At 63.8% G+C, this 20,452-nt stretch carries 24 protein-coding genes; 6 read left to right on the forward strand and 18 right to left on the reverse strand.

Features of this window, described 5'->3' with window-relative positions:
* Positions 1-16: 16 nt before the first annotated feature.
* From ACZK29_RS13090 to ACZK29_RS13110, 5 genes are all read right to left on the reverse strand, one after another.
* The gene (locus ACZK29_RS13090) at positions 17-1,132 is read right to left on the reverse strand and encodes an alkene reductase (protein WP_478446139.1); all 1,116 of its coding nucleotides are present in this window, start codon (positions 1,130-1,132) and stop codon (positions 17-19) included.
* A 139-nt stretch (positions 1,133-1,271) separates the two neighbouring features.
* Complete coding sequence (locus tag ACZK29_RS13095) at positions 1,272-2,147, reverse strand: EcsC family protein (RefSeq protein ID WP_459046978.1); 876 nt, start codon at positions 2,145-2,147, stop codon at positions 1,272-1,274.
* 159 nt (positions 2,148-2,306) lie between these two features.
* Positions 2,307-2,879 carry an oligoribonuclease gene (orn, locus tag ACZK29_RS13100; RefSeq protein ID WP_005413827.1) on the reverse strand — a complete coding sequence of 191 codons (573 nt, stop codon included), beginning with the start codon at positions 2,877-2,879 and terminating at the stop codon, positions 2,307-2,309.
* A gap of 75 nt (positions 2,880-2,954) precedes the next feature.
* Positions 2,955-3,479: a tRNA adenosine(34) deaminase TadA gene (gene tadA, locus ACZK29_RS13105; RefSeq protein WP_478446140.1), complete on the reverse strand. Its 525-nt coding sequence runs from the start codon at positions 3,477-3,479 to the stop codon at positions 2,955-2,957.
* 75 nt (positions 3,480-3,554) lie between these two features.
* Entirely contained in the window at positions 3,555-3,914 is a 360-nt protein-coding gene (locus ACZK29_RS13110) for a winged helix-turn-helix transcriptional regulator (RefSeq protein ID WP_459046979.1), read from the reverse strand.
* Between the two features lie 78 nt (positions 3,915-3,992).
* Between ACZK29_RS13110 and ACZK29_RS13115 the strand changes: the two genes are divergently transcribed.
* Genes ACZK29_RS13115 through ACZK29_RS13125 form a run of 3 tightly spaced genes read left to right on the forward strand, consistent with a single transcriptional unit; the run spans position 3,993 to position 5,530 of the window.
* Positions 3,993-4,823: an NAD(P)H-dependent oxidoreductase gene (locus ACZK29_RS13115; protein WP_459046980.1), complete on the forward strand. Its 831-nt coding sequence runs from the start codon at positions 3,993-3,995 to the stop codon at positions 4,821-4,823.
* Between the two features lie 4 nt (positions 4,824-4,827).
* The gene (locus ACZK29_RS13120) at positions 4,828-5,265 is read left to right on the forward strand and encodes an acetyltransferase (protein ID WP_478446141.1); all 438 of its coding nucleotides are present in this window, start codon (positions 4,828-4,830) and stop codon (positions 5,263-5,265) included.
* 58 nt (positions 5,266-5,323) lie between these two features.
* Entirely contained in the window at positions 5,324-5,530 is a 207-nt protein-coding gene (locus ACZK29_RS13125; RefSeq protein ID WP_106549104.1) for a hypothetical protein, read from the forward strand.
* A gap of 21 nt (positions 5,531-5,551) precedes the next feature.
* Here the strand turns inward: ACZK29_RS13125 and ACZK29_RS13130 are convergent, their stop codons facing one another.
* Positions 5,552-6,058, reverse strand: coding sequence for a GNAT family N-acetyltransferase (locus ACZK29_RS13130; protein WP_111113709.1), 507 nt, complete (start codon positions 6,056-6,058; stop codon positions 5,552-5,554).
* 259 nt (positions 6,059-6,317) lie between these two features.
* Here ACZK29_RS13130 and ACZK29_RS13135 point away from each other — a divergent pair, with 259 nt between their 5' ends.
* From ACZK29_RS13135 to ACZK29_RS13145, 3 genes are read left to right on the forward strand one after another with little or no spacing between them, the layout of a single operon-like run.
* Positions 6,318-6,989, forward strand: a complete 672-nt coding sequence (locus ACZK29_RS13135) for a hypothetical protein (RefSeq protein WP_459046984.1) — start codon at positions 6,318-6,320, stop codon at positions 6,987-6,989.
* 43 nt (positions 6,990-7,032) lie between these two features.
* Complete coding sequence (locus ACZK29_RS13140) at positions 7,033-7,686, forward strand: hypothetical protein (RefSeq protein ID WP_111203513.1); 654 nt, start codon at positions 7,033-7,035, stop codon at positions 7,684-7,686.
* Positions 7,683-9,011: an XVIPCD domain-containing protein gene (locus ACZK29_RS13145; RefSeq protein WP_111203514.1), complete on the forward strand. Its 1,329-nt coding sequence runs from the start codon at positions 7,683-7,685 to the stop codon at positions 9,009-9,011. Before ACZK29_RS13140 ends, ACZK29_RS13145 begins: the two co-directional genes overlap by 4 nt.
* Before the next feature lie 49 nt (positions 9,012-9,060).
* Here the strand turns inward: ACZK29_RS13145 and ACZK29_RS13150 are convergent, their stop codons facing one another.
* The 12 genes from ACZK29_RS13150 to ACZK29_RS13205 all read right to left on the reverse strand — a co-directional run bounded on the left by ACZK29_RS13150 (position 9,061) and on the right by ACZK29_RS13205 (position 20,449).
* Positions 9,061-9,948, reverse strand: a complete 888-nt coding sequence (locus tag ACZK29_RS13150; RefSeq protein ID WP_111203574.1) for a hypothetical protein — start codon at positions 9,946-9,948, stop codon at positions 9,061-9,063.
* A gap of 411 nt (positions 9,949-10,359) precedes the next feature.
* Positions 10,360-11,361 carry an XVIPCD domain-containing protein gene (locus ACZK29_RS13155; protein ID WP_459046986.1) on the reverse strand — a complete coding sequence of 334 codons (1,002 nt, stop codon included), beginning with the start codon at positions 11,359-11,361 and terminating at the stop codon, positions 10,360-10,362.
* Positions 11,362-11,418: 57 nt separating this feature from the next.
* Positions 11,419-11,955 carry a hypothetical protein gene (locus tag ACZK29_RS13160; protein ID WP_478447090.1) on the reverse strand — a complete coding sequence of 179 codons (537 nt, stop codon included), beginning with the start codon at positions 11,953-11,955 and terminating at the stop codon, positions 11,419-11,421.
* A 320-nt stretch (positions 11,956-12,275) separates the two neighbouring features.
* Positions 12,276-12,827, reverse strand: a complete 552-nt coding sequence (locus ACZK29_RS13165) for a DUF4189 domain-containing protein (RefSeq protein WP_254919432.1) — start codon at positions 12,825-12,827, stop codon at positions 12,276-12,278.
* A 150-nt stretch (positions 12,828-12,977) separates the two neighbouring features.
* Positions 12,978-13,520, reverse strand: a complete 543-nt coding sequence (locus tag ACZK29_RS13170) for a DUF4189 domain-containing protein (protein WP_111203517.1) — start codon at positions 13,518-13,520, stop codon at positions 12,978-12,980.
* 32 nt (positions 13,521-13,552) lie between these two features.
* Complete coding sequence (locus tag ACZK29_RS13175; RefSeq protein ID WP_111189448.1) at positions 13,553-14,071, reverse strand: DUF4189 domain-containing protein; 519 nt, start codon at positions 14,069-14,071, stop codon at positions 13,553-13,555.
* Between the two features lie 11 nt (positions 14,072-14,082).
* The gene (locus ACZK29_RS13180; RefSeq protein WP_012480636.1) at positions 14,083-15,240 is read right to left on the reverse strand and encodes a TrbL/VirB6 family protein; all 1,158 of its coding nucleotides are present in this window, start codon (positions 15,238-15,240) and stop codon (positions 14,083-14,085) included.
* A gap of 74 nt (positions 15,241-15,314) precedes the next feature.
* On the reverse strand, positions 15,315-16,142 hold the full coding sequence (locus tag ACZK29_RS13185) for a hypothetical protein (protein ID WP_111203518.1): 828 nt from the start codon (positions 16,140-16,142) through the stop codon (positions 15,315-15,317).
* A 24-nt stretch (positions 16,143-16,166) separates the two neighbouring features.
* The gene (locus tag ACZK29_RS13190) at positions 16,167-18,614 is read right to left on the reverse strand and encodes a VirB4 family type IV secretion/conjugal transfer ATPase (RefSeq protein WP_049430640.1); all 2,448 of its coding nucleotides are present in this window, start codon (positions 18,612-18,614) and stop codon (positions 16,167-16,169) included.
* Positions 18,615-18,698: 84 nt separating this feature from the next.
* Positions 18,699-19,007, reverse strand: coding sequence for a VirB3 family type IV secretion system protein (locus tag ACZK29_RS13195; protein ID WP_012480639.1), 309 nt, complete (start codon positions 19,005-19,007; stop codon positions 18,699-18,701).
* Positions 19,000-19,422, reverse strand: a complete 423-nt coding sequence (locus tag ACZK29_RS13200; RefSeq protein WP_033833163.1) for a TrbC/VirB2 family protein — start codon at positions 19,420-19,422, stop codon at positions 19,000-19,002. Before ACZK29_RS13200 ends, ACZK29_RS13195 begins: the two co-directional genes overlap by 8 nt.
* Positions 19,423-19,495: 73 nt before the next feature.
* Positions 19,496-20,449, reverse strand: a complete 954-nt coding sequence (locus ACZK29_RS13205) for a lytic transglycosylase domain-containing protein (RefSeq protein ID WP_478446144.1) — start codon at positions 20,447-20,449, stop codon at positions 19,496-19,498.
* Positions 20,450-20,452 lie beyond the last annotated feature (3 nt).

A 20,452-nucleotide genomic window follows, 5' to 3' on the forward strand; every position in this document is an offset into this window, starting at 1 on the left:
CCGGCAGCCTTCAGGATCAGGCCGCGACGCTCTCTTCCAGCGCCGGGTAATCGGTGAAACCCTTCGCACCACCACCGAAAAATGTGGCACGATCCGGCGGATTCAGTTCCGCACCCAGGCGCAGGCGCTCGGGCAGATCCGGGTTGGCGATGAACGGCCGGCCGAAGCCGATCAGGTCGGCCCAGCCTTCGGCCAGCGCGTGCTCGGCGCGCTCGGCGCTGTACTTGCCGGCATAGATCAGCGTGCCCGGGTAGACCATGCGCAGCGCCTGCTTGAACGCCACCGGCATCACAGGCGCATCCTCCCAATCGGCTTCGGCAATGTGCAGGTAACCCACGCCCAGCTCGCCGAGCAGGTGTGCAGCCGCCAGATATGTCGCCTGCGGCGTATCGTCCACTGCGCCCTGCAGCGTGGTCAGCGGCGCCAGGCGCACGCCAACGCGATCACCGCCGGCCGCTGCCACTACCCCCTGCACCACCTCGCGCAGGAAACGCAGCCGGTTCTGCAGCGAACCGCCATAGCCATCGGTACGCTGGTTGGCCTGCGAGTCGATGAACTGGTTGATCAGGTAGCCATTGGCGCCATGCAGTTCGACGCCATCGAAGCCCGCCTCCAGCGCATTGCGGGCGGCCTGCGCGTAATCGGCGACGATGCCCGGAATCTCGTCTTCGCGCAGCGCACGCGGCATCGAGTGCTGGATCATTTCGCCCACGCCCGCTTCCGGGCCTGCGCCCGTGGGGTCTACAAACACTTTCACCCCTTCGGCCAGCAACGCCGACGACGACACCGGCGCTGCGCCATCGGGCTGCAGGGCCACATGCGAGACGCGGCCGACGTGCCACAGCTGCGCGTAGATGCGGCCACCGGCAGCGTGCACCGCATCGGTCACCTGCCGCCAGCCCTGCACCTGTTCGGGGCTGTGGATGCCCGGCGTCCAGGCATAGCCTTGGCCCTGCGGGCTGATCTGGGTGCCTTCGCTGACGATCAGGCCGGCACCGGCACGCTGCGCGTAATAGGTCGCCATCTCGGCCGTAGCAACGTTGCCGGCAGCCGCACGCGAGCGGGTCATCGGCGGCATCACGATGCGGTTGGGCAGGGTCAGCGGGCCCAGACGGTGGGAGGTGAACAACATGACGGACATCTCTTGCAGGGGGAATGCCAACAAGAATGGGGACCACCTGCGAAAGGCAACAGGCCTGTTGTGGCAAAACAGTTGTGCCCGGCAGGCAAGGATGGCCTTGCATGAAGGCTCATCCACGCACGGCGTGAATCTACTGCAGGCTGGGCTCGATCCTGATCGCGCCGTGCGCCACCCGGTCATAGCAGGTGCGCACCACATCTTCCCCGTACTTCAGCTCCAGCCGGCGCACGATGAAGTGGCCACGCGCCATGTCCTGGTAGTAGTCGGTGAACATGGTATTGAGCGTTGCACCGGCAGCGGCGCCGACAATCGGCACCGCCTGCGCGGCGAACTTCTCGGTGACCACCACGCCGAAACGCGCCGCCACCTTCTCCACCATCTTCGCCAGCAGCTTGCCGGCCTCCTTCGGCGCCACGCCCAGGGTCAGGTCACGACCGGTCACCACGCGCCCAGCCAGTTCGGCCGAAAGATGCCGCATCACGTCAGTGGTGAAGCCGCGGGCCAGGTAGTAGCCGGTCTCGCTGGCGTCATCGCGCGGCGAGTTGCCACCCAGCGCGAATACCTCCAAGCATGCCTGGCGGGTACTGAACTCGGACAGGTCGAAGCCCTCGCTGCGGGCCACGTCGGCTACCGCGCGCATCATGATGGTGGTCGACACCGGCAGCTCAATGAACAAGGCCGCAAAGCCGAACGCGCCGCCGACCGCGCCGGAGGTGGCTGCCGCCAGCTTGTGCCAACGGGTGGAGGCCCCTTTGCCCGGGGTGTTGTCCATGCTCCACAGCGCGGCCTGCGCGGACTTGGACAGTGCCGCCTGCACGGCGCCATGGATGCGATTGGAGACCGAGCTGGGCAGCGCCTTCACCGCGAACTCCAGCGGCGTGCCGACCAGGTTGGCCATGCGCGCGGTCAGGGTCGGCGCTTCCAGCAGCGCCACCGCCCGCTGCAGGTCGGACCAGTCGCGGGCGTCGTGGGCGATGTCGCGGGGGAGCAGGATAGGCTCGTTCATGGCGCCGATCTTAGCGTCAGGGAGTTGAACGGAGGGTAGTGCCGGCCGCTGGCCGGCAACCCGATACACCTCACGAAAGCCGCCGGATTGCCGGCCAGCGGCCGGCACTACCAGTTCGCGTGTCACCCGGTCGCGCCGGGCCTTGCCCGGCGTTGTTGTTCAGGCCGTGGGCAAGCCCGAAAGCGCGCCCATGAACTGGCGGTAATGGCGCAGCTCGGCGATCGAGTCGTGCACGTCGCTCAGCGCGGTGTGGTTGCTGTTCTTGCCGACGCCGGCGGCCACGCTCGGCGCCCAGCGCTTGGCCAGTTCCTTCACTGTGGACACGTCCAGGTTGCGGTAATGGAAGTACTTCTCCAGGCGCGGCATCTGGCGGTGCAGGAAGCGGCGATCCTGGCAGATCGAGTTGCCGCACATCGGCGAAAGGCCGGCCGGGATCCACTGCGCCAGGAAGTTTACCGTCTGCGCCTCGGCCTGGCCGAGGGTGGTGGTGCTGTCCACCACGCGCTGCCACAGGCCCGAACGACGATGCTGGTTGCGGTTCCACTCGTCCATCGCCTCCAGCGTTTCCAGCGGATGATGGATGGCGAATTCCGGACCTTCGGCCAGTACGTTCAGCTGGGCGTCGGTGACCACGGTGGCGATCTCGATGATCGAATCGTTGTCGGTGTCCAACCCGGTCATTTCCAGGTCGATCCAGATCAGTCGTTCGTTGGCCGCGCCGGTGTCCGCCATTGTGTCGCCTCGTTGCTGGGCAGGCGCGCGGCCTACCGGTGAAGGAAAGAGGCGCCCATCATACCCGTTCGCCCCTCAGCCCTCGCCGACGTGGTCTTCCAGCAGCAGCGGCGGCTTGCCACGCTTGGCGCGGAAATAATTGGTCAGGCGCGTACTGGCTTCCTTGGCCAGCACCCCGCCGTGGATCTCGACCCGGTGGTTGTGGCGGGCATCGCCGAGCAGGTCGAACACGCTGCCGCACGCACCGGTCTTGGGGTCGCTGGCGCCGTAGACCAGGCGCGAAACGCGCGCATGCACGATCGCCATCGCGCACATCGCGCACGGCTCCAAGGTCACGTACAGCGTGCTGCCAAGCAGGCGATGGTTGGCCAGCAGCTTTCCACCGGCCCGCATGGCCACGATCTCGGCATGCGCACTGGGGTCATGCGAGGCAATGTTGAGGTTCCAGCCCTCGCCCAGCAGTTGGCCGTCGGCGCCCACCAGCACCGCCCCGACCGGAATCTCGTCGAACTCACGCTGCGCGCGCTCGGCCAGGGCCAGTGCATGGCGCATCCAGTGTTCATCGGCGTCGTGCACCGGTACACCCAGGACATCGGACATGGCGGTTCTCGCTTTTCAACTGGGCCAGGATGGCCGCCGGGGGCGCATTGTACGCCCGGGGCCGTGCAGGCGCCGCTAGCGCGCGTCGAAGCGCTCGCGGGCCGCATCGAGCGCTGGGAAGTTGTGCTCGGCCCACCGGTCCAGGGCAGCCAGCGTGTCAACCAGGCCGCGCGCAACCTCGGTCAGGCGGTACTCCACATGCAGTGGTTTGCTGCCGCGGTCATACCGCTCGACCAGCCCATTGCGCTCCAGCTGGCGCAGGGTCTGGGTCAACACCTTCTGCGAGATGCCTTCGATCTTCCGCAGCAACGCGCCGTTGCGAAGCGGGCCCTGCGCCAATGCCGGCAACAGCAGCATCACCCACTTGCCTGAAATCAGCGCAAGCGCATCGCGTGCCGAACAGTCGGCGGCATAGACATCCCCGGGAAAGGCCATGGTTACCTCAAGGTGCGTAATTGCCGGCGCATGCCGGCACCGCGAGGATGGTCGCACACTCCTTGAGCACCTCGCCCCATGCGCGCCCTGATCCTGCTTGCCCACCCCGAGCCCCGCTCCTTCAATGCACATCTGGCCGCTCAGGCCGCCGAGCAGCTGCGGCATGACGCGCTGCAGGTGGACGTGGTCGACCTGTATGCGGAGGGCTTCGATCCGCTGGAAGCGGCTGACCACCATCCGCATCGCCTGCATCCCGGCCACTTCGACGCCCAACGCGAACAGCGGCACAGCGCCGAGCAGGGCCAGCTGCCCGTCGATGTGCAACGTCACCTGCAACTGCTGCGGGCCGCAGACCTGCTGATCCTGCAGTTCCCGCTGTGGTGGTTCGCGGCTCCGGCCATGCTGAAGGGCTGGCTGGACCGCGTGCTCGTCTACGGGCCGATGTACAACAGCCGGCAGCGCCACGAGCACGGCGTGATGCAGGGCAAGCGCGCATTGCTGAGCGTCACCACCGGCTCGTCGGCGCGGGCATGCGCGGTGGACGGCCGCGAGGGCGACACCCGGTTGCTGCTGTGGCCGTTGATGTACAGCCTGCGCTACGTCGGCTTCGAGGTGATGGAACCGTTCGTGGTGCATGGCGTGCGTTCCGGGCTGCCAGCGGATCGTGTGCAGGCGCACGACAAAGCACTGGCGGCGGCCACCAGCGACTACCGCGAGCGGCTGGCACGCTGGCAACAATGGCCGATCGTGCCCTTCAACGACAGCGATGACTTCGAGGATGGGGTGGTGCTGCGCGCCGACGCAGCTGCGCACAGCCCCTTCATCCGCCACCCGACGCGGGATGAATCTTCGCCTGCAGGCGTTACCGGAAAGCCTCATACTTCGCACTCTTCCGAAGCACCTTGGTGAACCCATGCCCACCCTCCGCCCCTCGCGCGCCGACGAAGGCGCCGCCCTCGTCGACCTCTGGCGTCGCGCCGTGGACGCCACCCACGACTTCCTCAGTGCCGAAGACCGCCAGGCCATCGATGCCGAAGTGGCCGGTTTCCTGCCGCAGGCGCCGATGACCGTTGCTGTCGACGCACAGGATCGCCCCCTCGGATTCATGCTGATCGACGGCACCCACATGGAAGCGCTGTTCATTGACCCGGACGTGCGTGGCACCGGGGTTGGTCGCCAACTGTTGCAGCACGCGTTGACCCTGTGCCCACAGCTGAGCACCGACGTCAACGCACAGAACGCGCAGGCCGTGGGCTTCTATCTGCGCATGGGCTTCGTCGAAACCGGACGTTCACCGCTCGATTCGCAGGGGCGTGCGTATCCACTGATCCATCTTCGGCATAACGGCTGACATCTGTCGGCCGCAACCGCGTGCTAGCGTGGCTGCCTTCGATCAAGGAACGCCGTGCATGGATGGTGCAAAAGCCCTGTTGACCCTGTTTGCGCTGGGCATCAGCCTGGTCTGGATCCTGGTGCCATTTGCCATCTTCGCCGTGCGCAGCCTGCTGCGTGAGGTACTGGCGGAACAACGTCGCACCAATGAACTGCTTGAACACATCGGCGGTTATCGCATTCCAAAGCCACAACCCGAACCGACCGTCTGGCGCGCGCCCTGACGGGCACGCGCTCGCCGTGGATCAGGCCGTCGCCTCGAAGGCCGGCGAATACTGCACCTCGCCCTGCGCCAGCGGAGGCTGCAGGCAGAGCGCCTGGAAGTACTCCGCAGGCACACCCGGCAGCACCAGGCCTGGCTCGGCACGGAAGCCGAAGCGGCCGTAATACGCCGGCTCGCCCAGCAGCACGCAACCCTGTGCGCCCAGTCCACGCAGCGCGTCGAGTGCCGCGCGCATCAGCGCCGCGCCAATGCCCTGCCCCTGCCACGCGGGCAGCACCGAGATCGGGCCCAGGCCGAACCAGCCTGTGCTTCCATCGCTGATGGTGACCGGCGACAGCGCAATGTGTCCGACCACCTGGCCTTGGGCTTCGGCGACCAGCGAAATGCTCAGTTCCCCACGCGAACGCAGCGCATCGACGATGAACTGCTCGGTGTGGCTGCTGTGCGGGGCTTGGCGGAAGGCAGCTTCAGTGAGCGCATGGATGACGGCGTGGTCAGCAGAGGATTCGGGGCGGATCGTGTAGTTCATGGTGGAAGACTTCGCTTGGTGATGATCGCGTGAATTAATGATCGATGTCACAGATCGGCGGCTGAATATCGAATTCAGTGCGCGGTCGTTCCGAAGTCGGCAAATCGACTGTGCCGCAAGCACTTCCGCGACACCGCCCAATCCTGAATGCGTCAAATTTCTGGCACTCATGCTCGCTCGCGGGTGGCGCCGGGTTTCCCGGGCACCCCATAATCGGGAAACCTGTCACCAGGGAAGGATATATGGACATGGATGCACGATGCAGGAACACGCCTTGAGCACGGCAGCGCCATCGCGCAATGCACGATGCTGGCTGTCGGCGACCCTCTTGCTGGCACTGGCGGCGTGCTCGCCTTACGCAGACGCAGAGCGCGATGTCGCCGCGGGCGGACGCGGCCTGGCCAAGCTCAATCCCGCACCGAAGCAGGCCTATGAGCTGGTGCTGACACTGAAGGACGCGCCGGGCCCGTTCGCGATCGTTGAGGGCGTGGCCCAGTACGACGTCAGCAATTACGCAGGTTGTGGTCGGATCCTGCCTGCGACAGGTACCGCAGGCCGCATCACCAGCCAGGAGCCCGTCACGCTGCACAGGGTCGGCGAAAACGAATACCGCGGCACGTTCTACCTCGACCGTATGAAGGACGAGGACTACTACGGGCGTGGCGCCTGCCATTGGACGCTGACGGGTGTCGGTGCGATGTTGCGCGCAACGAACGGCGAGGCGGATACGCGATTCCTGACGTTCGTCGACAACAAGCGCATGGAGAACGACTCACCTCTGACGCTTTACTACCCGAAACTTATCTATCCGCGCGCCGACAATGTCGCCAACTTTGGCGCCAGTGGCGAGGAGGATCCGTCGGGGTACAGCGAAGATCTACGCGACACGCTGTTCTCAACCACCACCACTGTGCAGAAGCTCGCGCCATGAACTGCCAGGGTCACATTCACCTCTACCCCCAAGGAGGCCGACATTGCGCCACAAGATGATTCCGTGCCTTGCTCTGCTTCTGTTGACCGCCTGCAACCCGGAGACCGCCATGAACCAGGAACGTGCCGCTGCCGAAGCCGATGTCGCCCAGGGTGGGCGCGGCCTCGCCAAGCTCAACCCCAGCCCGCGCAAGGCCTATGAACTGGTACTGCGCCTGAAGGACGCCCCCGGCGATTTCGCGGTGGTCGAAGGTGTAGCGCAGTACGACGTCACCAACGAAGACCAGTGCGGCCACATCGAACCCGCCACCGGCACTGCCGCCCGCATTACCAGCCAGGAACCGGTGGAGCTGCGCAAGGTCGCTGAGGGCGAGTATCGCGGCACCGTGTACCTCGACCGGATGCTGGATGAGGACTACTACGGTCGTGGCGTCTGCAAGTGGGAATTCAGCGGCGCCGGCGCGATGCTGAAAGCCACCGGCGCCGAGGGTGAAACCCGCTTCCTGTCGTTCATTGAGGCAGCGCCCTTCGTCAAAGGCGAGACCGAGACTCGCCACTATCCTCGCGCAGACTATCCGCGCGTAAATGAGATTCCTGATTACGGCGCAAGCGGCCAGGAAGATCCCACCAAGTTCCGCCCGGAACTGCGGAATGCGCTGTTCTCCACGTCGCTTGAAGCCAGCGAGGTCCGCCAATGAGCCTCAACAGCCAAGACTATGCTGCGCTATCCGAAGATGCATACAAGGATTATGCGGTCGGTCGTCGTGCACCTGGTCAAGAAGAGATCGTCCCGATCAACGGGCACAAGTACAGGATTCTCGAGCACGTTGATAATCGACTGAACGGTTATCAGGGAACGATCTACCAGCGAGTCGACACCAATGAAATTGTCGTCGCACATCGCGGAACCGAACAGATCGCACGCGATGCGATTCTGACCGATGGTGGCATGGTCGTTGCCCGCACCAATGTGCAGGCTCCGGATGCCATCGCGCTGACTCAACGCGCCATCGCTTACGCCAAGAAGGAGGGGCAGGATCTCGGGCAGCGTCCACCAGAAGTCACCGTCACCGGCCACTCCCTCGGCGGCGCCCTGGCCCAGATCACCTCGCACCATTTCAACGTCAAGGGCGAGACCTTCAACGCCTATGGCGCGGTCAGCCTCAGCTACCGCATCCCCGAAGGCGGCAACACCATGATCAACCACGTCATGGCCTCCGATCCGGTCAGCGCCGCGTCGCCGCATTTCGGCCAGGTCCGCATCTATGCGAAGCCGGATGAAATCAAGACACTCGCCGCAAACGGCTTCAGCAACCATCCGATGCGCGCCCTGATCCCGGACAGCCCGCTCATTGCAGCTGGCAGCTCGTTCGGTGCGCACAAGCTGGGCAACTTCCTCAACGAAGGCTCGGTGCTGAAGCACCCGGAAACGCAGAAGCTGGCGAAAGACAACGCCAAGATGATCGAGGAGTATCGCGACGACGTCGAGTCACTGCGTCGCGGCGTCACCCGCGCTGCACGCGGCATCCCGGGCGGCGCCATCGATCTGTACGACCACATCCGCGGCCCGCTGCAGCCCGGTGAACCGGCACGCCGCGAAGCGGAGAAGAATGGCCATCACACCAGCATGCTGCGCATGGACGATGCCAACCACCTGGGCAACCCGTTGTTCAACGACGCGATCCGCGGCGTGCATGCGCAGGACGTGCGGGTCGGACGCGTGCCGGACGTGATGAGCACACAGCTGGCTGGCAGCCTCGCCGCCGAGATGCATGCCGCTGGCGGCAAGCGGATCGACGAGGTGGTGATGAACGCGGATGCCTCGCGCAGCTTCGCCGTGCAGGGTCAGGGCGGTGACCCCGCCCACCTTCGCGTGTCGGTAGATACGGCAGTGGCGATGAACACGCCGCTGGAACAGAGCAGCCAGCGCATCGACCAGCAGGCTGCAGGCCAGCGCCTTGCGCTGGAGCGCGACCAACAGCTGGAACAGCAGCAGCATCAGACCCGCAGCCTGCAGGCCTGATGGACAGCGCGGGAGCCGGTCATTCCGGCTCCCGCTTCCGCACTGCGCCTCAGGGGCTGGTGGTCGCGACCGGCGCAGATGCACTGGCGGTCACGAACAGATCCGGCCCGGAATCCGGGAAGCCGCCGCAGGCGCGATCGCCCGGCGCGACCGGATCACACGGCCACTGGCTGCGCGGGACCTTGTCGCGCAACTCGAAGCGATCGCCGGTCCAGACCACGAAGGCGAGATGCTCGCGGTTCCAGTCGCCGTAGGCGCGCGGACCGCCCTTCTGCGCAGACTCCGGGTACTGCACGAACCAGCGCATGGCCGGGCCGTACTGCAACTTGCTATGGTCCAGGCTGATCCGTCCCTCACGCGAGCGCTGGCGCGCACGATCAGCTTCCGCCTGCTGCGGCATGGCCGGCATGGCTTCGGCGGTCACATCCCTCGGCGCAACGTCCCCGCGGACCTGGTACACACGCTGGCTGACATAGGCCTCGCGGCAATCACCGGCCGGCACGCGGACCGGCTCCGCGCCGTACTCGTCGCGGTTGGCGACCCGGTCGCTGCAGGTGAACGGCGCCGACACCAGGTAGAACGTGCTGTCGGCGTCGCGCCCTTCCAGCGAACGCACCCAGATGTCGCCCATCCGCACGATGAAGTCCGGGCGCTGGCCGTAGCCCGGCACCGCCTTGAACCAGGCCTTCTGCTGCACCTCACGCTCGCGCCAGCTGCGTGGCAGGTGGATATCCTGCGCGGGCAGCGCGACCAGCAGCGCGGCCAGATGCGCCGGCATCGTGCCCTGGCAGGCGCCAATCAGCAGGTCGCCCTGGGTCGCGAGTCGCCCGGCCAGGTCCACAGGGCAGCGGGCGCCAAGCGCGCGCTCGGTCGCCTGCTCGGGCGGCAACGGCACGATGGCGAGTGCGGGAGGCGCCGGCGGGTTGGGCGCGCCCACCACGACTGGTGACTCGGACGCCGCGGACGCGGGCGCTGCCGCTTGGGCCTGGATGGGCTCGGATGCAGGGGCCGGCTCCTGCGCCGCAGCGGGTGCAGGAGAGCGCACCGTCGACTCCTGAGCCACCGGAGCCGGTGCTTCCGGCACTCCGGCGGCATCAACCACTGAAGGTGCGGCCAGCGCAGGCGCTTCCTGGGCCTGCGCCAATGCAGCCACCAGACTCAATGACAGGAGCCAGACCGGTGACAGGTTCGGCCGAACAGACGTGAAGCTGGCAACGGTGTGCCGGAACGTTGGAAGAACGATTCGCATGTGGTGTCCTTACGTTGGGTTTCCATGTCGGCGCCGGAGGGCGCCACGCGTCGTGCGTCCAGCACCTGCGGGCCTCCGCCCCGCAAGCGCCCCGATGGATCAGATCGAACGTGAATGTCCCTGCTCGCGGGCAACCGAAGCTGCCTGATCCTGTTGCAAAGCAGCTGCCGCCAGCTGCTGACTACTCTGCGCCAGTGGCTGCTGTGCGGCCTGCTCCCGGTCTACGGACGCACGCAGCATGGCTGGATCGCCCAGCGTGCCCTGCACCGCAAACAGCGTGCGGCCGTCGTTGCCGGCCAGCAGATGATCGATGCGCGACAACCCCGCCTTCTGCGCACCCAATGCCAATGCGCCAGCGGTATTGTGGAGTTCCTGTGCACTGCGCAGCCCACTCTGCGGTCCCAGCTGCAGCAGATGCCGGCGCGCATCCTCGAACAACGCATTGCCGGGCTCACCGGCATGTGACATGTCGCGTGCAACGGTCTGCGCCGGCGCACCGACTTCGCCGCGATCCAGTCGCGCCATCACGTCCGGCGTCAACTTCTGCTGCCAGACCTCGAATCGTTGCCGGCGCGCCTCGATGCCATTGAGCGCACCGTTGAGCGCATAAGTTGCTTCGCGCACATCATGGCGCGCCCCCTCCGGCACCCGTGTCTGCCACTGCCATACGGCAATACGGCCTGCGTGCTCGGGCTGCGCTGCCAGCTCCGGGTGATTCACCAGGTCCAGATCCAGCGCCTTGCCGGCACGCTCGTAATTCTCCTTGCCGACCAATGGCAGATAGCCGCGGCCGTGGTACTTCAGCGCGTCACCAGGCGCGTCGTTGCCCATGCGCCCGCCGTACATCAGCTCAGCCAGGTTTTCCGGGCGACCACGCAGCGCCTCCTGGCGGGCGCTCTCCAACGCAGCGTTGCCATTGCGCCACGCAGCCTCCACCGGGATCTGCGAGATTCCCCGGGTGAAGTTGAAGCTCTCGTTGAGCCGGCTCAAGCCGCGCGACTCGTGCCCTGCCTGGGCCATGAAATTGGCCAGTTCAAGCGGGGAATCGATGCCGGCTTTGGTCGCCTGTCGCAACAGTTGCGACTCTCTATCGGTCGACACAGTGCAACTCCTGAATCTTCATCAGCGCGGATTCCCTTCCGCCGGTTGGAGCTTGGCTCATGGAAGCGACACCTCGGCGACACTGGACGGGTCGAAGTCCTCGAACCTCACCCTGCCCAGCTCCGCCGCCGAGTAATCCCGGATGTTGGTCGCTTCGGTCTCGATATCCACGACCTTGCGTCTCACCCCGTCCACCCAGCAGGCCTTGTCCGCGGGCGCATAGCGGAACCGATAGGTGCTGCTCCAGCGCTCGCGGCTACCGCCGTTGGTGATCACGCTGAAAGCACCATCCTCGATCGTCACGTAGGCGAAGGGATCGCCTGCAATGCCGCCACGGGTGGAGCACGGCACCAGCTTGTCGTTGCGCGCGGCCAGCTGCCAGCGCCCGCGCCCGTCACCGCGCAGCAACAGCAGCACCCGGTTTGGTCCGTGCTGGCCGGGCACCAGCCCTTCCGGCGTCGGCTGGTCGATGACCAGCAACTGATACTCGATGCCATCGCCGTTGAGCTCGCCCCTGACGGCTTCCAGCAGGTTCGCACCGGACGGAACAAATGCCAGGGCATCGTCCATGTGTGCACCAACCCTGTCTTCCATCCCCTCCCACTCCTTCAATGTGGTCATGCCGATGCCCGCCTCCCTGCCCAGCCGGAATGCGGTACTCCGGCTTATCCGCGATCGCGCGGACAGGGATCATAGCCTTGCGTACGGCAAGACCGCGATGATGGCGAGCGTTACCCGATGCAGGGGCTGACAGCGTCCTCATTGGACGGAAGAACTCCTGCATTCGGCGGCACTGGCGCGTCATTTTCATGACGCGCGAGGAGCTTACCGCGAGGCGTACTGCCGCGTCGAAGTGCGAGGAAATCGAAAAGCGGAACTGATCACAGAAAACGGGGCTTAGCGTGAATGGCGCCTTACCTGATGAACAGATCCGCCGTGCAGGCCGTTCTGGCGATCCCGCATTGTCCCTGCGGCAGCTGCTTCCATGCCGCCTTCGCGTTGCATTGCTGCATCGCGACAATGACCGCCCCCTGTTCGGACATGGCGGTGGCAACACTGGTGGTTTCAGTGCCCAGGCCCGCGTGGGCGACCGCCACGCATTGCGCCTGGAACAAGGTCGCCAATGTGCATTCGCCCTTCCCGAACTCCTTGCACTCCTTCATGGATGCACGCTTGGCCTTGCCCCGCGAGCGCATCGAGTTGCTGATGAAGGTGTCGCCGCGGGCATCCATCGCCACGCCACGCACGGTCTGCGCCCAGTTGGGGCGATTGTTGTACGGGGAGCCTGAGCTGCTCACCGGAATGGGCGCACAGCCCTGTACACCCTGGCCACCGATGGGATACATGCCCTGCGGGCAGTTGCCTTCGGCAAGCGCAGTGAACGGCAGTAGGCCTGCAATCAACAGACACGGAAGAAAAGCGAGGTGGATCCGTTTCATGGGGAGACTCATTCCTTTGCTGCCCATTGTGAGAGGTGGGACGGCCTGAGCAGACGATCATTGCCCACAGCCGATGCTGGAACCAAGAGAACAAACGGAGCTGCACCCAAACACATGAAGCTCTTCGCCGCCATCTCGAGTTGCACTGGCTGCCAGTCCGACAATCCGATCAACGGGTCAGAATGACTCATAGACCGGCTTCGTACAGTCCTCGTATGCAACCTGACACGCCTTTCCATCGGTGTCGACGCACGACTGCTGGGCAAACTTCCGCGCTTCGGCGGAGTCCTTGGCGCTGGCAAGACCGGCGCGGGAAGCCCCGCCCTGGCTATTGGGAACCAACCATGCAACGCACTGGTTTCTATACGTGTAGATGACTCGGCAATCGGAAGCACCGCGCCTACCGCAGTCTGCCAGAGCAAACTGCTCCGCGTTCTCCTTGCTCGGCCGGCCCGTTGCAACACCCGCATCTGCGGTCGCGTCGGACGACGCAATCGCCCCCCACGTCTTATGCCACTGACCCGCGGGCCCGGGTTCGCGGGCAGTCGCCCCTGCCCCAGGAATCGGGGCACACCCACCAACCCCTTGATCGCCGATGGGGTACTGGCCGGAAGGGCATCGGCCCTCGGCACTGGCGTTGCTGGCAACAAGTAATGCAGCGAACAGCAGAGCAGAAATCACGAAAGCTGAATCACCACGCAGAGATTTGAAGTCGGCCATTGCCTTGAATCTCCGTGTGATGTCACAACCGATCAGTCTTGCTGGAAGAACGGCTTGGTACAGTCAGAATGGAAAACGGAGCAAGCCTGACTTCCCAAATCCTTGCAGTCCTTGGTTGCCCGCTCCTGCGCCTGTTCTTTCGTCGCCCCGGTGTTGAATCTCATGCCATTGTCCGGTCGTGCAGCCCGGACAACCGCATAGCACTGGTTGTAGTAGGTAAAAACGACTGTGCAGTCGGTAGCTCCGCCCTGCCGGCACCGCTCGACGGCTTGGCGCTCTGCCGAAGCCTTGGCCTGATGCCCAGTGGCAGAACCTGCATCTCCTCCAGGCGAGCTGGCGACAGCACCCCATGTCTTGACCCAGTACCCGGGATTCTCCTGCGGGGCGCTCTGAGCCGCGCCGGGTATGGGTGCGCAGCCACCAACGCCTTGGTCGCCAATCGGGTACTGACCGGGAGGGCAGCGCCCTTCAGCGAACGCCGAGCTGACGTGCACAGAGCCCAGTAGGATCAGGGACAAGCACAGATGCTTTAGAGAGGCGCTTACGTTCATCAACTGAATCTCTAGTTTCCATGACTCGGATTTGCCGCACCACGCTGACCGGGAACCGCTGAACCGGGGCCTCCGGTTCCATCAAACATCTTCCCCATCGCCGACTGCTGACCATGGGAGTTTGAGCCAGAAGACGACTCTGGAGCCGCCGGCGGCGGAGCCGACATGCCCGGCGGACGACCATCGGCACTCGGCGAGGCACTTGCGCCACCACCTATCTGCGAATATGCCATGAAGGTGCCCAGGGTACCCTGGAAGAACATCGCTGCCATTGGGGGTGTAGTCAGGATCAACGCGGTGAGGATCAGGCCCATGCCTCCCTGCTGCATCGCCTGGCTGGTCATGCCGTCGGACATGCTTTCCTTGAGGATGAACTCCTGCACCAGCGCCGTGGTCCAGAAAGTGGCCGCTACACGTACCACCATGTCCAGTGCAATGGAGACCATCGCTGCAAGTACGGCCATGGAGAACATCGTGCCGATGCCGTAGAACAGCCAGCGTTGGAACAACTGCTTGGTCTGGTCGAACAACAGGCAGAGGATGAACAGGGGGCCAAAGCCGATGAACAGCGCCATGGCGATTTCATACAGCATCAGCATCGCACCAGCGGTGATGGCTGGACCTGCGGTGCCCATGCCGATGAAGAACAGTGCCCGCTTCTTGTCCTCCAGCAGCTCCCCGTCATTCATGATCTGGATGGCGTCGATACTGGAAAGCGCCACCTGCATCCATGCCAGGCTCTTGTCGATCTGGGCTTCGGGTGATTCGTTCGAGCCCGTCACGACCTTCGTGATTTCTGCCTTGACATCGTGGGTGAGGAAGCTCTGCAGGTTGGTGCCGAAAGCGCCCATCGTGGTAGCCGCGCTGACGATCAACGCCGCACGCGCCATATTGGTCACCAATACCATCATTGAGTCCCGGCTGCGGCCTGTCACGATGCGGAAGCCCTGCACCAGCACCCACAGGGTCATGAGCGTGAGGGCGATGCCGCCGACCCACTGCATCATTTCCCCCATCATGTCGATGCCGAACTTGTTTATCTTGCTTCGCAGGAAGTCGAAGATGAACTTGAAGAACACGAAATCCCCGATCGACTGGACACGTGCAACGTGCCCCATCAAATCCTGGAATCCGCCATTGAAATCAAAATTGGCAATCGACCTGATCATTTCCGCAATCCCTTGATGTATCCCTACCGGACAACCTCATGGAGCGGGTGCCTATGCACCTGCCCCAAGCGGCGTCAGTCGACGTGCAAAGCGCGTTCCAATGCAGCCGTCTTGACCAGCTGCGAGATGACGCCCGGCTTGCCCTTCAATGCCACGCGCGCCAGCACGCGCTGATTGGCCATCATTGACTCCTGATAGGCGTCGTAGGACCGCATGCGCGCCTCCCACTCCTGCTGCAGCTTGGAAATATCGTTTGCCGTACGCAGGGAGTCACTGTTCACGGCCGAAAGAGTTCCCGCAAGATTGCCATCGGCGCCGCCTCGCCAGCCCATGATCTCAGACAACGACGCGTTGATACTGGGAATGGTCTTCTCGATGAAATCCACCGTCTCGTTGCGCTTCCGGTTTTCCATCATCTGGATGTTGACGCACAGCTGCTGCTGCTGCGCGTAGAGATCACCGGAGGTATCCAGCACAAACTTCTTCAGCAAGCTGCCAGCGCTGAAGCCCGCAGATGTACGGCAGAGGTCGGCGACCATATAGTCGTCTGGAACCCGCTCCAATGTGGCGCCTGGCGGCAAGCCGAAGTTGTTGATCATGCCCTGGATCTGGACAAGCGCGTTCCGGTACTCCTGGAACGTCCTGTTCCACCGAGTTACCTGAGCCGCGTACTCCAGCCCGTCAGCCTTCATTTGCGCCTTCCCTTGGGCAAAGTCCTTCAGCGCCTGCATGAGATTGCTGAGGTCGAATACAGGGTAACCACCGGCCGAAACCGACGTGGTGGAGAACATGACCATGCTCCCCAGCAGGATGGCTGCCAGGCGCTTCTGACGCAGAGCGCGTTGGCGCTTGTGATTTCGGGATGTCATGCTCATGTTCTTCTCCAAGGGAATGGATTTCATTCGGCGCTGTTTGATCCAAGGCTTTCAAGCCGCATCGGTTTCGGCAGAGACCTTGGCTTTACCAGAGCCCTTTCGGTTCTTGTAGAAGTCCTCCAGCCACTGTTCCGGCGTGAGTTCATCCACGGTGATCCGATTGCGGACTGCAGCCGTCTGCAGCACCCGATGCATGATGTCGATGTTGTCGGTCGAGGCCGAGATCACCGACAGGATGTCGTCCATGCCACGCAGGTTGAGCTGGCAGACGCTGGAAGCATGGCCCTGCTTGACCAGGAAGCAGCGCGAGCGCTCGTCCAGTGCCGTGACCACCTTGAACTCCGCCTCGGTCAACTTCAGGCCATCCATGTAGTCGCTCTTGCTGGCGTTCGGGTTCGGCAGCAGGATGAGCGTGGCAGTCTGCTCGATCAGGGCAGCGGAGATATCACTCTTCAGCGCGTCTTCCGGGCTCTGCGTGGCGAAGATGCCCAGGCCGTTCTGCTTACGGATGGTCTTCTGCTTGTTCTTCGCGAACTCTTTCAGGCCACCCTCGCCGTCCAGGATCTTCCAGAATTCGTCCATTACATAGATCAGCGGTCGACCGTCGATCAGCGATTCCAGGCGGTGCAGCAGGTAATTGATCACCGGCACGCGCACTTCGGGATTGTCGATGATGTCGGTGTAGTCAAAGCCGATGATGTTGGCCTTGCTCAGATCCACAGTATCGATCGGATTGTCGAAGACCCAACCCAGCGAATTGCCCGAGGTCCAACGACGCATGCGCGCATAGAGGCCGTCGTCGCCCATGTTGGGCAGGCTCTTCTGGAAGTTGGTCATGCTGCGCAGGTGCATCGGCGTATCGAGCATGCTCTCCACTGCGCGGTAGATATCCTCTTCCTCGCGCGCGCTGTATTCGCGCTTGCCGGCCAGCACCTTGATCAGGTCGGCCAGGAACTGCACGTTGGCTTCGTTGTTCTCGCACTGGAACGGGTTGAAGCCGGTCGGCGCACCGTTCTCCAGCGCGAGGTAATTGCCACCACAGGCGCGCACGAAGATCTCCGCGCCGCGGTCCTTGTCAAAGAAGAAGATGGTCGGCGACGGCTCGTACTTCTGCACCTGGCTGAGCAGGAAGTTGATCAGCGCGGTCTTGCCGGTACCGGACTTGCCGATCACCATGGTATTGGCGATCGCCTTCTCACCGAGCGAATTCTCGGATGGATGGGTGGCATGGAAGTTGAAGTAGTACGGCTGGCCGTTGGTGGTCTGCAGCGTGGTCACGCAGTCGCCCCACGGGTTGTTGTGCTGCTTGCCGGTGGCGAAGTTGTGCAGCGGCGACAGGCCAAGGAAGTTCAGCGAGCTGACGTTGGCCAGCCGCGTGCGGAAGCGCCAGTTGGCCGGCAGCTGCGAATAGAACGACGAGGTGACTGCCAGATCCTCCTTGGTCGACACGAAACCGGCGTTGGACAGCTCGGCACGGGTCGAGGCCACGTTCTGCGACAGCTTCGCCTGGCTGTCGCCATACACCGCGATGATGAAGTGGTATTCGCCCAGCACGAAGTTGCCTGACGACAGATGATCCATCGCCTGGTCGAGTTCGACGATCTGACTGACCGCCTTGTCGCCCGAGGAGATCATCATGCCCTTGGTCCGGTCCAGCACCTTCAATGCGTCCTGGCGCCCCATCGGGCTGAACGAATGGGTGATGACGTACTCATAGTCCAGATATTTCAGACCATTGAGGATGCCCGGATAGGTCCCCTCGGCATACTCCTTGATATTCAGGATCGCGCCGAAATGATTGACGCCATTGGGCGTATTGATCACGAAATCGCCGGTCTTGGCCGAGAACATGTGCCGGCTGACCGGAAGATAGTCTTTCACTGGCGCCGACAGTACCGGCACAGGCTCATCGATGCGGTTGATCAGGTAGCCGAACAGCTCCAGCGTTTCGGAAAACACCACGCCGTTCTTGGCTTCGTACATGCCGAGCCGGTACGGCGCGTAGTCGCGGATTACCGCCTCGACGTTGCCGGCCAGCTCCATCAGCTTCTCGACGGCCTGCTCCTGCTCGGCGCGCAGCTTGTCCACGTTCGCGGACTTCTCCACGAAGCGCTTTCCCGCCACCACCGGGCGATAGATCATCGTCAGGTACAGCTCGTTCTGCATGATGCGCTGGGAGGACAGCATGCCCATGTACTGGTCGGACACATCCTGGTTGAAGCGCTGCTTGTAGTAGCTCTTTCCCTTCAGCGTGCGACGGCGCCGGATGTCATGCACCCAGAAGGCAACGTTGACGAAATCCGGCGCGCGCAGCGTCTGCAGCAACCGGTTGAACGTGTTGTGCCGATGCTCAAGCTCCCATTCTTCGCGCCCCACGAACGGCAGCCCTTCCAGGTGCCACGTCAACAGGTAGTCGCCGCCCGTGGTCTTCACCACATTCGGAGCCACGTGCGACGACAAGGGGATGAATTCGCTGATGGAGGTATCTGGGTTGAACATACGACTGCTTCCAAAAGGTACTGCCGACAAAGATGCGGAGTTGGTCAAGCGGGCGTTCAACGCCCGCCTGGCCGGATCCAGCCCTCAATCCCTGGGGGCTGGCTTGTTGCGGTAGTGATTCGGGTTGAACACCCACATGCCATCATGCTCCTGCACGTTGCGCACCTTGAGCTTGAACATCAGGCGCAGGCCCAGCAGGCGGAAGATCATCTCGTCACGCTTGGCCATCTGCCGCATGATGAAGATGGCCACCGGGATGGTCAGCAGAAACCAGAAGTTCGTGTACATGCTCAGCAGCAACAACCCGCCCGCCACCATGAAGAATGGCAGGTAGGGAACGCCCAGGAACATCGCTGGGCGCGTGCATCCCCGGAACAGGACGTTCTTATGCACTGTAGTACTGGACGGCGTGCTTGATCATTTCAAACGCCATGCCAGCGCCGTCGCCACCACCGACCTTATCGCAGCTGCCAGCCTCCTTGCCGAGCAGCATGCGCGCGATCTGGCCTGCCGCGCCGATCAGCACACCGCCGATCAGGATCGGGGCCACGTCACCGATGCGCTTGTGGGCAAACGCGATCTGGTAACCGGCGAAGATCACGGCGATCGTGACCACGGCGATAGAGGCCATGTTCAGCAGGCCGTTGATGTTGGAGAAGAAGCCGCAGACCTTGCCATCGGTGCCGCCGAAGTCGGTACCGCCTGCCAGGGCCTGGGGAGCGAACACAGCACCTGCGAATGCGACGGCCATCAGCATGGTCTTCAGCGTGCGCTGGGCCTGGACGAGGTCGAGATTGAATCGCTTCATGGATTGATTTCCTTGTTGATGGACTAACACAACTGAATCGACCAGCCGGGGGACCGGTCGCACCACGACTTCGTCAGAACACGAAGGCCGCATCCCCTGCGGGAATCTGCTGCACCGGCGCACGGGGTGCCGGTGTGTTGTAGAAATTCTGGGTGTCCGCTGCCGGCGCGTTGCGCTCGTTCCAGGGGCGCAGCATCACCGGCGCATTCGCGCCAGCAGCCATCCCGGGCAGCTGTTGCGGCATGGCTGCCCCACCCTGAGCCGCACCAGGCTGCTGATACTGCTGCGGCATGTCGTTTCCGCCCTGCGCCTGTGGCTGCATCATTCGATCGACCGAACCCAGCACCACGCGCGATACCGCCTGGTCGGCGATGTTCAGCAGGCTGCCGCGGGCCATCGCACCGGTCGATGGGTAGACGGTGTAGGCCCGGGCCGGGTCATTGGACGGTTCGTACACCGGCGCACTGCCCTGGGCGACGATGCGCGCCTGGGCCGGCGAGACTGTCTGCGGATGATGTTCGACCCTGACCACCCGACGCTCGCCACGGCTGACCACGTCAATCGGCGCGACGCCGTTGCTGGCGACCTGCTGACCGCGGCGGATCGAGTCGTAGATCTTCTGCACGTACCCGTGACGGAAACCGGTCTCGAAGTTGCCCGAGTAGTAGCAGCTGAACGACTTGCCCCAGTCACCACCGGAGCGCTTGTAGCAGTCGGCGAGGATGCGCGAACCAGCCTGCAGGTTCGGGCACTGTTGGAAGGCCTTCTCGTAGGAATCCAGCCCGTACTTGCCCAGGTTGTAGCGGTTGACCTGGGCCAGACCGATGGAGAAGTTGTAGCCCTTCTCCTCCAGCATGCGAACGGTGGCCAGCGCCTCGTCGAGGGCCTTGGGCTGGCGCACCAGGGCGCCGCCGACCACACCGATGGCATAGGGGTTGCGCGACGATTCCACGTTGATGACGTGCTGCATCACGTCCATCGAGACGGCCATTTCCGGGCACGCCATCATTTCCAGTCCTGGCAGCATTGG

This window comes from Stenotrophomonas sp. 89682_Sma (assembly GCF_056481405.1).

Excerpts from the sequence above, each read along its gene's own strand:
- orn (WP_005413827.1), bottom strand. The coding sequence starts at position 2,879 with ATGGCGGACACCGGCGCGGCCAACGAACGACTGATCTGGATCGACCTG.
- ACZK29_RS13090 (WP_478446139.1), bottom strand. The coding sequence starts at position 1,132 with ATGTTGTTCACCTCCCACCGTCTGGGCCCGCTGACCCTGCCCAACCGC.
- ACZK29_RS13125 (WP_106549104.1), top strand. The coding sequence starts at position 5,324 with ATGGATGGTGCAAAAGCCCTGTTGACCCTGTTTGCGCTGGGCATCAGC.
- ACZK29_RS13180 (WP_012480636.1), bottom strand. The coding sequence starts at position 15,240 with ATGATCAGGTCGATTGCCAATTTTGATTTCAATGGCGGATTCCAGGAT.
- ACZK29_RS13095 (WP_459046978.1), bottom strand. The coding sequence starts at position 2,147 with ATGAACGAGCCTATCCTGCTCCCCCGCGACATCGCCCACGACGCCCGC.
- ACZK29_RS13205 (WP_478446144.1), bottom strand. The coding sequence starts at position 20,449 with ATGCTGCCAGGACTGGAAATGATGGCGTGCCCGGAAATGGCCGTCTCG.
- ACZK29_RS13170 (WP_111203517.1), bottom strand. The coding sequence starts at position 13,520 with ATGGCCGACTTCAAATCTCTGCGTGGTGATTCAGCTTTCGTGATTTCT.
- tadA (WP_478446140.1), bottom strand. The coding sequence starts at position 3,479 with ATGTCCGATGTCCTGGGTGTACCGGTGCACGACGCCGATGAACACTGG.
- ACZK29_RS13130 (WP_111113709.1), bottom strand. The coding sequence starts at position 6,058 with ATGAACTACACGATCCGCCCCGAATCCTCTGCTGACCACGCCGTCATC.
- ACZK29_RS13160 (WP_478447090.1), bottom strand. The coding sequence starts at position 11,955 with ATGGAAGACAGGGTTGGTGCACACATGGACGATGCCCTGGCATTTGTT.
- ACZK29_RS13110 (WP_459046979.1), bottom strand. The coding sequence starts at position 3,914 with ATGGCCTTTCCCGGGGATGTCTATGCCGCCGACTGTTCGGCACGCGAT.
- ACZK29_RS13135 (WP_459046984.1), top strand. The coding sequence starts at position 6,318 with ATGCAGGAACACGCCTTGAGCACGGCAGCGCCATCGCGCAATGCACGA.
- ACZK29_RS13165 (WP_254919432.1), bottom strand. The coding sequence starts at position 12,827 with ATGGGCAGCAAAGGAATGAGTCTCCCCATGAAACGGATCCACCTCGCT.
- ACZK29_RS13190 (WP_049430640.1), bottom strand. The coding sequence starts at position 18,614 with ATGTTCAACCCAGATACCTCCATCAGCGAATTCATCCCCTTGTCGTCG.
- ACZK29_RS13175 (WP_111189448.1), bottom strand. The coding sequence starts at position 14,071 with ATGAACGTAAGCGCCTCTCTAAAGCATCTGTGCTTGTCCCTGATCCTA.
- ACZK29_RS13200 (WP_033833163.1), bottom strand. The coding sequence starts at position 19,422 with ATGAAGCGATTCAATCTCGACCTCGTCCAGGCCCAGCGCACGCTGAAG.
- ACZK29_RS13145 (WP_111203514.1), top strand. The coding sequence starts at position 7,683 with ATGAGCCTCAACAGCCAAGACTATGCTGCGCTATCCGAAGATGCATAC.
- ACZK29_RS13120 (WP_478446141.1), top strand. The coding sequence starts at position 4,828 with ATGCCCACCCTCCGCCCCTCGCGCGCCGACGAAGGCGCCGCCCTCGTC.
- ACZK29_RS13185 (WP_111203518.1), bottom strand. The coding sequence starts at position 16,142 with ATGAAATCCATTCCCTTGGAGAAGAACATGAGCATGACATCCCGAAAT.
- ACZK29_RS13115 (WP_459046980.1), top strand. The coding sequence starts at position 3,993 with ATGCGCGCCCTGATCCTGCTTGCCCACCCCGAGCCCCGCTCCTTCAAT.